The 12,833-nt window shown below is 31.1% G+C and carries 13 protein-coding genes; 3 read left to right on the top strand and 10 right to left on the bottom strand.

Translation table 11 applies throughout. The annotated features are described in order from the left end of the window. Positions 1 to 104 precede the first annotated feature (104 nt). The 10 genes from scfB to ACTNBA_RS00080 form a co-directional block, all read right to left on the bottom strand. The gene (gene scfB, locus ACTNBA_RS00125; RefSeq protein ID WP_441071580.1) at positions 105 to 1,469 is read right to left on the bottom strand and encodes a thioether cross-link-forming SCIFF peptide maturase; all 1,365 of its coding nucleotides are present in this window, start codon (positions 1,467 to 1,469) and stop codon (positions 105 to 107) included. A gap of 58 nt (positions 1,470 to 1,527) precedes the next feature. Then, on the bottom strand, positions 1,528 to 1,665 hold the full coding sequence (gene scfA / locus ACTNBA_RS00120) for a six-cysteine ranthipeptide SCIFF (RefSeq protein ID WP_035134469.1): 138 nt from the start codon (positions 1,663 to 1,665) through the stop codon (positions 1,528 to 1,530). Positions 1,666 to 1,692: 27 nt separating this feature from the next. Then, the gene (locus tag ACTNBA_RS00115; protein ID WP_035134467.1) at positions 1,693 to 2,061 is read right to left on the bottom strand and encodes a TIGR04086 family membrane protein; all 369 of its coding nucleotides are present in this window, start codon (positions 2,059 to 2,061) and stop codon (positions 1,693 to 1,695) included. A 54-nt stretch (positions 2,062 to 2,115) separates the two neighbouring features. After that, positions 2,116 to 2,406 (bottom strand): preprotein translocase subunit YajC, encoded by a 291-nt coding sequence (gene yajC, locus ACTNBA_RS00110; RefSeq protein WP_346848654.1) that lies wholly within the window; start codon positions 2,404 to 2,406, stop codon positions 2,116 to 2,118. 51 nt (positions 2,407 to 2,457) lie between these two features. Continuing rightward, positions 2,458 to 3,585, bottom strand: coding sequence for a tRNA guanosine(34) transglycosylase Tgt (tgt, locus tag ACTNBA_RS00105; RefSeq protein WP_441071576.1), 1,128 nt, complete (start codon positions 3,583 to 3,585; stop codon positions 2,458 to 2,460). A gap of 16 nt (positions 3,586 to 3,601) precedes the next feature. Next, positions 3,602 to 4,630, bottom strand: coding sequence for a tRNA preQ1(34) S-adenosylmethionine ribosyltransferase-isomerase QueA (gene queA, locus ACTNBA_RS00100; RefSeq protein WP_441071574.1), 1,029 nt, complete (start codon positions 4,628 to 4,630; stop codon positions 3,602 to 3,604). Positions 4,631 to 4,668: 38 nt separating this feature from the next. Continuing rightward, positions 4,669 to 5,676 carry a Holliday junction branch migration DNA helicase RuvB gene (gene ruvB, locus ACTNBA_RS00095; RefSeq protein WP_441071572.1) on the bottom strand — a complete coding sequence of 336 codons (1,008 nt, stop codon included), beginning with the start codon at positions 5,674 to 5,676 and terminating at the stop codon, positions 4,669 to 4,671. Between the two features lie 37 nt (positions 5,677 to 5,713). Then, positions 5,714 to 6,307 carry a Holliday junction branch migration protein RuvA gene (gene ruvA, locus ACTNBA_RS00090; RefSeq protein ID WP_441071570.1) on the bottom strand — a complete coding sequence of 198 codons (594 nt, stop codon included), beginning with the start codon at positions 6,305 to 6,307 and terminating at the stop codon, positions 5,714 to 5,716. 294 nt (positions 6,308 to 6,601) lie between these two features. Then, complete coding sequence (locus ACTNBA_RS00085) at positions 6,602 to 7,261, bottom strand: hypothetical protein (protein ID WP_346848649.1); 660 nt, start codon at positions 7,259 to 7,261, stop codon at positions 6,602 to 6,604. Between the two features lie 226 nt (positions 7,262 to 7,487). Beyond that, positions 7,488 to 7,901, bottom strand: coding sequence for a DUF3785 family protein (locus ACTNBA_RS00080; protein WP_035134451.1), 414 nt, complete (start codon positions 7,899 to 7,901; stop codon positions 7,488 to 7,490). A 233-nt stretch (positions 7,902 to 8,134) separates the two neighbouring features. On the opposite strand from ACTNBA_RS00080, the gene ACTNBA_RS00075 reads away from it, so the two are divergent. The 3 genes from ACTNBA_RS00075 (at position 8,135) to ACTNBA_RS00065 (ending at position 12,668) form a co-directional block, all read left to right on the top strand. Beyond that, positions 8,135 to 9,526 (top strand): hypothetical protein, encoded by a 1,392-nt coding sequence (locus ACTNBA_RS00075; protein ID WP_441071568.1) that lies wholly within the window; start codon positions 8,135 to 8,137, stop codon positions 9,524 to 9,526. Between the two features lie 197 nt (positions 9,527 to 9,723). After that, positions 9,724 to 10,017, top strand: coding sequence for a metalloregulator ArsR/SmtB family transcription factor (locus tag ACTNBA_RS00070; protein ID WP_150843918.1), 294 nt, complete (start codon positions 9,724 to 9,726; stop codon positions 10,015 to 10,017). A gap of 158 nt (positions 10,018 to 10,175) precedes the next feature. Further along, positions 10,176 to 12,668: a CoA-disulfide reductase gene (locus tag ACTNBA_RS00065; protein ID WP_441071565.1), complete on the top strand. Its 2,493-nt coding sequence runs from the start codon at positions 10,176 to 10,178 to the stop codon at positions 12,666 to 12,668. Positions 12,669 to 12,833 lie beyond the last annotated feature (165 nt).

Here is a 12,833-nt window from a genome sequence, read left to right as displayed (position 1 = left end):
GTATTGTATGGATAAAATCAAGTATATATAATTTAATTTTCTGTATATTCCTCATTTTTATCAAAATAAGGATAGAATTTTTAATTCTATCCTTTAAAACACAATTATCTATTCATTGTTTTCGCTTTTAAAGCAATAGCACACTCTATTCTCTTCTTTTGCATTTTACAACCTAATTCATATGGCACGTGAACATCACCATTAAAGTTAAAGTTGTTAGCTTGACATCCTCCACTACAGTAGAATCTTGCCCAGCAGTTTTTACATGTAGGTTTATTATATATATGAGCATCCTTAAGATTTTGAACTATAGAAAAGTCCTTAACCCCTTCATATATATCTCCCATAAGAAAGTCTTTATTCCCTACAAATTGATGACAAGGATATATTTCTCCATCAGGAGTAACTGCTACATACTCATGTCCAGCTCCACATCCTGAAATTCTCTTATAGATGCATGGACCTCCTTGTAAATCTATATTGAAGTGATAGAATTTAAAGGATTTTCCTGCTTCATATTTTTCAACCATATATTCATATAATCTATCATATTGTTCAAAAATTGTAGGAAGGTCCTCTTCTCTTAATGAAAGTTCATGGTCATCAGGAAGTACTACTGGTTCAATAGATACTTCATCAAAGCCTAGCTCCACCATATGCTTTACATCTTCAAAGAAATCTGTATTTTCTCTTGTAAAAGTACCTCTTACATAATAAGTCTTAGACTTATCTCTTATATCTACCATTTTCTTTATTTTAGGTAATATGGATTCATAGGTACCAGTTCCATCAAATCTTATTCTTACTTTATCATTGACTTCTTTTCTTCCATCTATACTTAAAATTATATTTCCCATGTTTTTATCAAGGTAGTCCATTATTTCATCATTTAAAAGAGTAGAGTTAGTAGTCATAGTAAATCTAATGTTTTTATTGTGAAGTTTTTCTTGTTCTCTACCGTAATCTACTATTTCCTTTATGATATCAAAGGCCATAAGTGGCTCTCCACCAAATAAGTCAATTTCTATATTTTTTCTTTTCCCTGAGTTTTTTATAACAAAATCTATAGCGTCTTTACCGGTTTGTGCGCTCATGGTTTTTCTACAACCCTTATATTCTCCTTCATCTGCAAAACAATATTTGCACTTCAAATTACAATCATGAATTATATTAAGACAAAGGGCTTTAATAGCTACCTCTGCTTGTCCACTCATCATTGCTATATTTTCATATAAATCTTTAGAATAAAGCATTTCTTCATGAACTAAAGATTCTAATTCCTCATATACCTCATCAATTTCTTCACTTGAGTATCTATCCTTATATATTTCTTTTAACTCGTCTTTAGTTTTAAGTTTATCTGAGTCTAACATGTCATATACAAGCTCATCTACTTCATGAACTGCACCTGAATTTACATCTATAACATAAAAATCATTGCCTTGTCTAAATTTGTGAATTAATTCCATTGTTTTTCCTCCTAACTAAACACAAAGCAGTAACTTTTTGTTACTGCCTTTAAAATGATTAGTTTTCACACTCTAAATTAGCTACTGTACAAGAAGTTTTGCAAGCTGATTGACATGAGTTAGCACACTCTTTACAACCTGGTTTTTTTAAACTTTCTTTAATGTTAGATTTGTTGATAGTTTTTATATGTTTCATTTTTATTCCTCCTAAAATTGATAATATCTATAGATTCACTCCTAGCATTCCTGACAATGATCCTGCTGCTAATGCTAAAATTAATCTAACTACGTCTTTTCCTCCTAATGCCAAGTCATTTCCAAAGCATAAGGATACTATATAAAGTATTAACATATAAAATACTGCTACTAGCAACCCCACAAGCCAACCTTTACTTCCCATTTTTAATGTAGCATATATAGCTCCATATACCACACTAGCCAATGTAGCTATAACTAAAAATACTGATGTGACTGCGTCACTAAATGGGAAATATGAAGTAACCAATGAATATACTAAAACGCAAATTACTGTTAAAATTGATGCTCTTAGCACCCCTACTCCTATAGCGGAATAATTAAACTTTTTATACATACCCAAAACCCCCTTATATTAATAAATATGTTTATATAAGGGGTTTTATGATGATTATGCCTTTATTTCTTCTGGTTCATTAGCTGATTTTGTAACTGAAGCAATACCTAGTTTGCTCATTTTTATTCTCGCTCTATCTGGACCACTTTCCAAAATAATATATTCTTCTTGAATATTTATTATTCTTCCCATGATTCCACCTTTAGTCATAATCTCATCATTTATAGCTAAAGAATTCAACATATCATTGTATTGTTTCTTTCTTTTCTTTTCTGGCATGAAAATCATGAAGTAAAACAACACAAGTACAAGTACCATTGGAAGAAACGCCATTAAGTTTTGCATAATATCTCTCCTTTCACTAGTTATGTATATATTTAAAAAATAGATACCTAATTATTTTTTTCCCCACTCTGAAAGTCTTTGATTTTTAAATTCTTCAAAGTAATCCCCATCAATTGCATTTCTTATATCTTCCATTAATTTATTATAGAAATACAAGTTATGAAGCACACAAAGTCTCATTGCCAACATTTCCTTGGCTTTAAATAAGTGCCTTATGTATCCTCTTGTATAATGCCTACAAGTCGGACAGTCGCATCCTTCATCTATAGGTTTTTTATCTAATTCATATTTAGCATTCATGATGTTTATTTTACCATACTTAGTAAACACATGTCCATGCCTTCCATTTCTAGCTGGTAATACACAATCAAAGAAATCTACACCTCTTGAAACTGCCTCTAATATATTTTCTGGAGTCCCAACTCCCATAAGATAAATTGGTTTATCCTCTGGAAGATATGGAACCACAGCATCAATAATTCTATACATATCCTCATGACTTTCACCAACAGCCAATCCTCCAATTGCATATCCATCTAGGTCTAGTTTTCTAATGGTCTTAGCATGTTCTATTCTAATGTCCTCGTAAACTCCACCTTGATTTATACCAAATAGCATTTGCTTTTTATTTATAGTATTAGGATCTGCATTTAATCTATCCATCTCTACTTTACATCTTTCAAGCCATCTAGTAGTTCTTGCTACAGATTTTTCTACATATTCTCTTGAGGATGGATTTGGAATACACTCATCAAAGGCCATAGCAATAGTTGAAGCTAGGTTACTTTGAATTTGCATGCTTTCTTCAGGTCCCATAAATATTTTTCTTCCATCAATATGAGAGCTAAAGTATACACCCTCTTCTTTAATTTTTCTCATGCTTGCTAATGAGAATACTTGAAAACCACCTGAATCTGTAAGAATAGGTCTATCCCAATTCATAAATTCATGAAGTCCTCCCATTTTTTTAACTACTTCATCTCCTGGTCTTAAATGAAGATGATATGTATTTGACAATTCTACCTGACACCCGATTTCTTTTAAATCCATGGATGATACTGCTCCTTTTATTGCAGCCAAAGTTCCAACATTCATGAACACAGGGGTCTGTATTGTACCATGAGGAGTAACAAATTCCCCACGTCTAACTTTTCCACTCTTTTTAAGTAATTTATACACCTATTCATCGTCCTTCCTATTCATGGATAAACATAGCATCACCAAAACTAAAGAATCTATATTTGTTTTCTACTGCAATTTTATAAGCATTCATCACTATTTCCCTAGTTGAAAAAGCACTTATAAGCATTATTAAAGTAGATTCTGGCAAATGAAAATTAGTTATTATGGCATCTACTATTTTAAATTTATACCCTGGATATATGAATATACTAGTATATCCTGATTGTTCTTTAACTTGACCTTCTTCATTAGCTATACTTTCAAGGGTTCTATTTGATGTGGTTCCCACAGCTATAACTCTTTTCCCACTTCTTTTAGCATTATTTATTATTTCAGCATTTTCCTTATCTAAAATATAATACTCAGAATGCATTTCATGATCTTGAATATCTTCAGCTTTTACCGGTCTAAAGGTTCCAAGTCCCACATGTAAAGTTACAAAAGCTATATTAATCCCCTTTTTTTTGATAGCTTGTAGTAGCTCATCTGTAAAGTGTAGTCCAGCTGTAGGAGCTGCTGCAGAACCTACTTCCTTTGAGTAAACCGTTTGATATCTTTCTCTATCTTCCAGTTTTTCTTCTATATATGGTGGCAATGGCATTTCACCAAGTCTATCTAATACTTCTTCAAATATACCATCATAGTAAAACTTTACTTTTCTATTTCCATTGTCTAAAACTTCTACTACCTCGGCTTTTAGTTCTCCATTTCCAAATACAAATTTAGCTCCAACTTTTCCTCTTTTGCCAGGCTTAACTAAGGTTTCCCATATATCATCTTCATGCCTATTTAAAAGCAAAAACTCCATTTTACCACCGGAGCCTTCCTTAGCTCCATAAAGTCTAGCCGGCATAACTCTTGTATCATTTAATACAAGACAATCTCCTGGATTTAAATACTCTATAATATCTTTAAACACTTTATGTTCTACTTCACCACTTTTTTTATTTAGAACCATAAGCCTTGATTCATCTCTTTTTTTTAAAGGATGCTGGGCTATTAATTCCTTTGGTAAATCAAAATAAAAATCCTTTACTTTCAAAGTCTATACACTTCCCTATTCTATCTATATGTTTATTTCTATAATATATGATCTGGAATAATCCTTCCTAAATGTTCATAGGCTTTCTTTGCCGCCATTCTACCTCTTGGAGTTCTTACAATAAACCCCTTTTGTATCAGGTATGGTTCATATACATCCTCAATGGTACTGACTTCTTCACCTATAAAATAAGCTAGTGTCTCAACTCCAACGGGTCCCCCATTAAAGTTATCCACTATGGCTTCTAATATCTTATTATCTAATCTATCAAAGCCTTCTCTATCCACTTCTAAAAGTTCAGCTGCTTGCTCCACCATGTTACTATCAATTACATTTATACCTTTAACCATAGAGTAATCTCTAACTCTTTTTAGTAACCTATTAGCTATCCTTGGTGTTCCTCTAGATCTCATTCCCAGACTAAAGGCACCTTCCTTATCAATTTCAACTCCTAATATTTCAGAAGACCTTAAAATAATTTCTTTAAGCTCGTCATCATTATAATATTCCATTGAACAGAGTACTCCAAATCTATCTCTTAAAGGTGCAGTTAAAAGTCCTACCCTTGTAGTTGCTCCTATGAGGGTAAATTTAGGTAAATCTAGTCTTATAGATTTTGCTGATGCCCCCTTACCAATAACAATATCTAAAGCGAAATCTTCCATGGCTGGATATAAAATTTCTTCTACAGACCTATTCAATCTATGAATTTCATCTATGAATAATACATCGTTAGTATTTAGATTAGTTAACAATGCTGCTAAATCTCCTGCTCTCTCTATAGCTGGCCCAGATGTAATTTTTAAATTTCCACCCATTTCTTTTGCTACTATGTTAGCTAATGTAGTTTTACCAAGGCCTGGTGGTCCATATAATAATAAATGGTCTAAGGGTTCTTTTCTCATCTTTGCAGCTTTTAAAAATATATCTAACTTATTTTTAACTTTTTCTTGTCCTATATATTCCTTAAGTCGCTGAGGTCTTAAGGAATATTCTACTTCTATATCTTCCTCAATAATATTAGATGTAATAACTCTATCTTCCATAATCCCCCTCCTTAACTAAAAACCCTTAATAAGGTTATTATCCCATTAAAATTTTCAAACATTCTTTTATAATATCTTCAACACTCTTACTCCTATCAGCTTTTTCTATTGCTTTTTCTGCCTCTTTATCCGAGTATCCAAGAGCTATAAGTGCCCCCACTGCTTCTGATAGTTTTTCATTATCAATGTCAATATCACTAATAGTAGTTCCCTTTGGCATGGCGCCTCCTACGGTTATCTTATCCTTAAGTTCTAATATGATCCTTTGAGCAGTTTTCTTACCAATGCCCGGTGCCTTAGTTATTAATTTATCATCATCGGTAATTATAGCATACTTTAATGTAGAAACATTGGCAATAGACATAAGTGATAGTGCCGCCTTAGGTCCTACACCATTAATGGAAATAAGAAGATTAAACATGGATATTTCATCTTTAGTTAAAAAACCATAAAGTCCAATGAAATCTTCTCTTACAATTTGATGAGTATAAATCTTTATTTGTTGATCGATAGCTGGCATATTAGAAATTGTACTACCTGATGTGAAAATTTTATATCCAATATTACCACATTCTATAACTATATATTCCTTTTCTATAGACTTAAAAATTCCTTTTATATATTCATACATGCTTTGTCACCTATCTTTTTTATTTAACCATTTGTTAATTCTTCATTACTATATAGTCATCATCTGCAAATTTAGACCTATAATCTATTATATACCTATATGTATTGATATTAAACTTCACTAATTAATTATATTACCTTACAATCGTAACTATATTATACTTTACCATCTACAATGTAACAATTCAATAAAAACTATTTTAAACTTATTTCAAATTAAATTTATACCATTTCTACAATTTCTCATGAAAAAAGAGTGCTTCAAAATTCCTTTCGAAACACTCCTTTTCTGATACTATGTGCTACAAAGAGCCTGAGCATATTCCATAGCCTCTTGTATATTGGAAAACTGATAATCTTTATGTCCTTCGTAGAATGTCCTCAAAAGATTACCTCTGTTCTCTATGTCGTTAATTTTTAAATACGACTGTCCATTATCATCTTTAGGATTCAATATCTTCTCTTCTACTACTTTTATTGTTCCATTAGAATCCTTATTATAAATAACAATATTTTCATCCTTTATTCCTATAAAATAAGAATCTTCTTTGTAGGAATATCCTTCTATGTCCTTTACAAATATAATATCTTCTTTTGTGAATTTTTCTACCTTGTATCCAAAACTAGAAAATATCTTTTCAGCCTGCTCCTGATTAAGACCAATCAAATTATCTTTTTCTACATTTATAGTTTTATCTAATTTATCATTAATCTTTACCTTACCTAAAGAGTTTTTATAGTTTAACATGAACTCTATATTACTTTTATCTGAAATTAATACATCATTCATATTTAAAAAGCTTGCTTGAGATGCTTCGCCTAAAATTCCAGCTCCTCCATCTTTTGAACTTCTTAAGAAGGCTATACTCACAGTATAGCTAAGTAAAAAAACTATTATTCCTACAGAGGCTATAAAAATATATAATCCTTTATTTTTTTTATATCTTTCAATCATACAATCCCTCCTACTAGGAATTGTATCCAGCTTTGATATGTTTATACACTATTGCTTACAAAAATTTATAAATTATACATCTCCACTCTTCTTCCATTAAAGAGTATATGGAATTAACCTAAAAATATACACAATTATTTAAATTCATGCCACAGATATTTAAATTCATGTCACAGTTATTTAATTTCATGTCACAATTATTTAATTATATATCACAGTTATTTATTTACATATCACACTGTTCAACTTCTATTGCAAAATTCTTACAACTTTCACAGATGATAATAGATACTATATAACTTTCATCAATTTTTTTCATTCTCTCTAATTGGGAATAAGTAGTGGTTTCAAACTCATTACTTATATTACTAATTATATATTTTCCTTCTTTAGTAAAAATATAAAAATGATACTCTAAATATCTATAATGTTTTTTATCTATAGCTTCACTATTTCCACATGCTTCACAGTTATCAGCATAATATTCATAGTCAAATTCTACTTTTTCTTTACCTTCTTCTAAAATTTCTAATACTTTTCCTATGGTAAAATCTTGTACTTCCTCAGCTTCAATATAAGAAAGGTTATCTTCTGATAAAATAAACTCTTCATCCTTATGTTTAAATTTAAAATTATTCATATTATTTCTCCTCAATTCTTCAATTTGTTCCAAAATATCATACTATTATTATATATTATTTAAAACTATTTAAACAGTTTTATTCATAATATAAAACCTCTTATATTTTTAGTCCATAGAACTAACTAATGAAAATCTGAATTTTTAAAATTTCCATCTTGCTTTTTTAACACTAATTTCTCCTGTCAGCATATTCTATTATTAAATTAGGATAAGTTAGTAGGAGGCTACAAATGATTGAATTAACCGCAATACACTATATATATTTAATTTTTATTATATTAATTTTAATAGCAATGATAAAAAAATTAGACTGTTCCCTTATTTGCATTGTTGGAGTAGTATTAATTGCATTAATTAGCACTAAATCTATTCCTGCATCTCTAATTAGTATTTTTAATAGTTTTATCTACTCAATTACGGAATTACTGCCAACAATACTTATAATATCTATAATTGCTGGATTAAGTAAAGCATTATCCTATACTGGCATAAGTAAAGTTATGATAGAACCCTTTAGTAAGTTTATGAAAAATGATTTTATAGCCTTTTGGGGTATAGGTATAATAATGATGATTATTTCTTATTTCTTTTGGCCATCTCCAGCCGTTGCATTAGTTGGAGCTGTATTAGTTCCTGTGGCTATCAAATCTGGTCTCCCTGCCATAGGTGCTGCTATAGCTATGAATCTTTTCGGTCATGGTATTGCATTGTCTACAGACTTTGTAATTCAAGCTGCTCCAAAGTTAACTGCGGATGCTGCTGGTATTCCTGTATCTGAAGTAGTTAAAGCTAGTGTTCCTCTTATAATTATTATGGGAATTGTGACTACTGTTACAGCCTTTATCATGTTAAAGAAAGATATGAAAAATGGAACCCTTGAAAATCTCACCTACACTGAATATTCAGAAGAGGTTGAGTCTACAGATGAAACTCTTTTAAGCAAAGGATGGAAATCCTTTTTTGCAATATTAATTCCTCTTCTCTTTGCTATTGATGTATTTTTAATGGTTTCTTTAAACTTAAAAGGTGGAGATGCTACAGCACTAATCGGTGGTACAACCTTAATTATACTCATATTGATATCTGTAAAAGCTTATAAAAAGGCTTCTCTTGATAAAATTACTAGACATCTGGTAGAAGGCCTCCAATTTGGCTTTAAAGTTTTTGGAATAGTAGTTCCAATTGCTGCCTTTTTCTATGTAGGTGGTGATGGATTTACATCTATTATAGGTAACTATTTACCTACTGGCTCCTTAGGTATAGTAAACGACTTGGGCTATGCCCTTTCTAAGGCAGTTCCACTAAACAATTTTTTAAGTGCTTTCGGTGTAACTACTGTAGGTGCAATCACTGGACTAGATGGTTCTGGATTTTCAGGTATAGCTCTAGCTGGTTCCACTGCAAATTTATTTGGAACAGCCACTGGTGGAAATGTGGCTACTTTAACCGCTCTTGGACAATTAGGTGCTATTTGGGTAGGTGGAGGCACATTAATACCTTGGGCAATTATCCCCGTTTCTGCTATATGTAAGGTATCACCTTTTGAGCTTGCAAAGCGCAACTTTAAACCAGTAGTTTTAGGTTTAATTGTTACTACCATAGCAGCCCTATTCTTCTTGTAATGTGTAATTCAACTAAACTTCATAGAGAGGTTTATTCTCACTGAAGTTTAGTTGAGTTTAACTTTTTATATTACAATACAATATCTAAAATTAAAATAAGTTATTCTTTTAAAATATATAAATTTTTTTACTTTTCATTGACACATTTGGAACTATATCGTATTATATGAATATAGTGATATGGAGGTGTATAAAACATGACTGAGAATGACACATTTTTAACTAACCCAAAACTTTTTGAAGAAAAAGCAAATATTTTAAAGGCATTAGCCCACCCAGTAAGACTCTGCATTGTTAAAGGTCTCATTGAAACTGGTGGAAGCAATGTTACCAATATGCAAAATTGCTTAGATATGCCTCAATCAACTATATCGCAACACATTGGAAAGCTAAAAGCTTTTGGCATTATAGACTGGCAACGTAACGGTCTTGAAATTATATATAGTGTTAGTGATGAGAATATAAAAAAGTTAATAGAAGTATTATTTTAACTATTAAGAAGTCAAAATTCTTTAGACTTCTTTTTTATAAATATTTTAAATCGTATTATTATGATATATAAATATTAAGATTTAAATGTTCCTAAGTATTGTAAAGGTTATATTGTTTATACTATTTATATTGTTTAATATTGAAAGGAGATTTTATTATGAGTAAAAAAGTTATTATCGTTGGTGGAGTTGCTGGTGGCGCTTCTACTGCTGCACGTTTAAAAAGACTAGATGAATCTTTAGAAATAATTATGTTTGAAAAAGGGGAATATATTTCTTTTGCCAATTGTGGACTTCCTTATTATATAGGCGAAACTATAAAGGAAAGAGATAATCTTCTAGTGCAAACAGTAGAAGGCATGAGTTCTAGATTTAACATTGACATAAGAAACCTTAGTGAAGTTATTAAAATTGATAAGGATGCTAAAAAAGTTACTGTAAAAAATCATAGTTCTTCTCAAGTTTATGAAGAAAGTTATGATGTATTAGTTTTATCACCGGGTGCTAGTCCAATAACTCCACCTATTCCTGGCCTTAAAGAAGCAACCAATTTATTTACTCTTAGAAATATACCAGATACAGATAAGATTAAAGCCTTTGTTGATAATAACTCTCCAAAGGAAGCTGTAATTGTTGGTGGTGGCTTTATAGGTCTTGAAATGGCTGAAAACCTTAATGAAAGAGGAGTTTCTGTAACTCTTGTAGAGATGGCAGATCAAGTAATGGCTCCTCTAGATTACGAAATGGCAGCAATAGTTCACGAACATCTACTTCAAAATGGAGTTAATTTAATTCTTAAAGATGGAGTTAAATCCTTTGAAAACCGTGGTAAAAAAGTAATTTTAAATAGTGGTAAAGAAATTGTAACAGACATGATTGTTTTATCAATAGGAGTTTCTCCTGAAAGTAAGATTGCCATAGATGCTGGTCTAGAAGTTAATAATAGAAAAGCAATTGTTGTAAATAAAGAAATGAAAACTTCTGATGAAAACATCTACGCTCTTGGTGATGCTGTAGAAGTAATTGATTATATAAATGGTAATCCAACTATGATTCCACTTGCATGGCCAGCTAATAGACAAGGGCATGTTGTAGCTGATAATATCTGTGGTAAAAAAGCTGAATATAATGGTACTTTAGGTTCTTCTGTAGCAAAGGTATTTTCACTAACTGTTGCAACTACAGGCAATAATGAAAAAACTTTAAAAAGACTTAACTTAGAGTATAAAGCAATCCATTTACATCCAAATTCCCATGCTGGTTACTATCCTGGTGCCTTCCCTATCTCTCTTAAAGTTTTATTTAATCCAAAGGACGGAAAACTATTAGGAGCACAGGGTGTAGGTTTAGATGGGGTAGAAAAGCGTATTGATGTTATAGCTACTGCTATAAAAGGAAATCTAAAAATAATGGACTTACCAGAACTTGAATTATGCTATGCTCCACCATATTCTTCTGCAAAAGACCCTGTTAATATGGCTGGATATATAGGAACTAATATAATGGATAATTTGGTTTCTATAGTTCAATGGGATGAAGTTGATAATTTAATAGCTAACAATGAATTTATTCTAGATGTAAGAGAAGAGATGGAGTTTGAAGTTGGTCATATAGAAAACGCTATAAATATTCCTCTAGGTACTCTTAGAAATAACTTAAATAAGATACCAAAGGATAAAACAATATATGTTTATTGTCAAGTAGGTCTTCGTGGATATATTGGCTGTAGAATACTTTCTCAATATGGATTTAATTGTGTGAACTTAGATGGTGGTTATAAAACTTATGCTACCGTTAAATCTTCTTTAAATGATAAAGATACTCAATCTAACTTAAATAATAATACTGAAGACTGCACTTGTGAAACTAGTGCTTCTCCTAATATAGAAGATTCTAGTAAAGTTACTGTAAGTCTTGATGCTTGTGGACTTCAATGCCCAGGTCCTATTAGAAGAGTTTTTGAGGAAATGGGCAAAATGAAGGGTGGAGATATCTTAGAAGTTAAAGCTTCTGATCCAGGTTTCCAAAAGGACATCAATAGTTGGTGTAGTAAAACAGGAAATACTCTTGTAAAAGGTGAATTTGATAAAAAAGAAAAAGCCTTTGTAGCATTAATCAAAAAAGGCACCTCTCAAGATTTAACAAGTAGCCCATCACCTATTAGTTGTGATATTTCTAAAAAAGATGGTGCAACCCTTGTAGTCTTTAGTGGTGACCTTGATAAAGCTATAGCTTCCTTCATCATAGCTACTGGTGCAGCATCCATGGGAAAACCAGTTACCATGTTCTTTACTTTCTGGGGACTTAATATCTTAAAAAGAAAAGATAAGCCTTCTGTTAAAAAGGATACTATGGAAAAAATGTTTGATATGATGCTTCCAAGTAGCACAGGAAAGCTTCCATTATCTAAAATGAATATGGCTGGTATGGGCCCTGCTATGATTAAAAACATTATGGCTAAAAATAATGTAGATGACCTTGATACTTTAATTGCTAATGCTCTTAAAATGGGAGTTAAAATCATTGCTTGTGCTATGTCTATGGATTTAATGGGTATTAAACATGAGGAATTAATTCCTGAAGTTGAGGTTGGTGGAGTTGCAACGTATTTAGCTTCCACAGAAGATGCTGGACTTAACTTATTTATCTAATGAATGCATCCACAGATAAACAGTCTTATAGTTAAATTTTTATATTCCTATTTAAATAAAGGATTATCTCAACAAAGAGATAGTCCTTTACTTATTTGAATCACTCTATGGCATAAACAAACATATTAAATTATTCTTTTTCCTTAGGAGATTTAATTCCTGCCT

It is taken from the genome of Clostridium sulfidigenes (genome assembly GCF_052067195.1).
Classification (GTDB): domain Bacteria; phylum Bacillota; class Clostridia; order Clostridiales; family Clostridiaceae; genus Clostridium_J; species Clostridium_J sulfidigenes.
Note: the sequence above shows the minus strand (reverse complement) of the source record. Positions and strands in the feature narration are given on the sequence as shown.

Coding starts and splice junctions, on each gene's coding strand:
- scfA (WP_035134469.1), bottom strand. CDS start 1,665: ATGAAACATATAAAAACTATCAACAAATCTAACATTAAAGAAAGTTTA.
- ACTNBA_RS00075 (WP_441071568.1), top strand. CDS start 8,135: ATGATTGAATTAACCGCAATACACTATATATATTTAATTTTTATTATA.
- ACTNBA_RS00065 (WP_441071565.1), top strand. CDS start 10,176: ATGAGTAAAAAAGTTATTATCGTTGGTGGAGTTGCTGGTGGCGCTTCT.
- ACTNBA_RS00115 (WP_035134467.1), bottom strand. CDS start 2,061: ATGTATAAAAAGTTTAATTATTCCGCTATAGGAGTAGGGGTGCTAAGA.
- ruvA (WP_441071570.1), bottom strand. CDS start 6,307: ATGTATGAATATATAAAAGGAATTTTTAAGTCTATAGAAAAGGAATAT.
- ACTNBA_RS00085 (WP_346848649.1), bottom strand. CDS start 7,261: ATGATTGAAAGATATAAAAAAAATAAAGGATTATATATTTTTATAGCC.
- ACTNBA_RS00070 (WP_150843918.1), top strand. CDS start 9,724: ATGACTGAGAATGACACATTTTTAACTAACCCAAAACTTTTTGAAGAA.
- ruvB (WP_441071572.1), bottom strand. CDS start 5,676: ATGGAAGATAGAGTTATTACATCTAATATTATTGAGGAAGATATAGAA.
- scfB (WP_441071580.1), bottom strand. CDS start 1,469: ATGGAATTAATTCACAAATTTAGACAAGGCAATGATTTTTATGTTATA.
- ACTNBA_RS00080 (WP_035134451.1), bottom strand. CDS start 7,901: ATGAATAATTTTAAATTTAAACATAAGGATGAAGAGTTTATTTTATCA.
- yajC (WP_346848654.1), bottom strand. CDS start 2,406: ATGCAAAACTTAATGGCGTTTCTTCCAATGGTACTTGTACTTGTGTTG.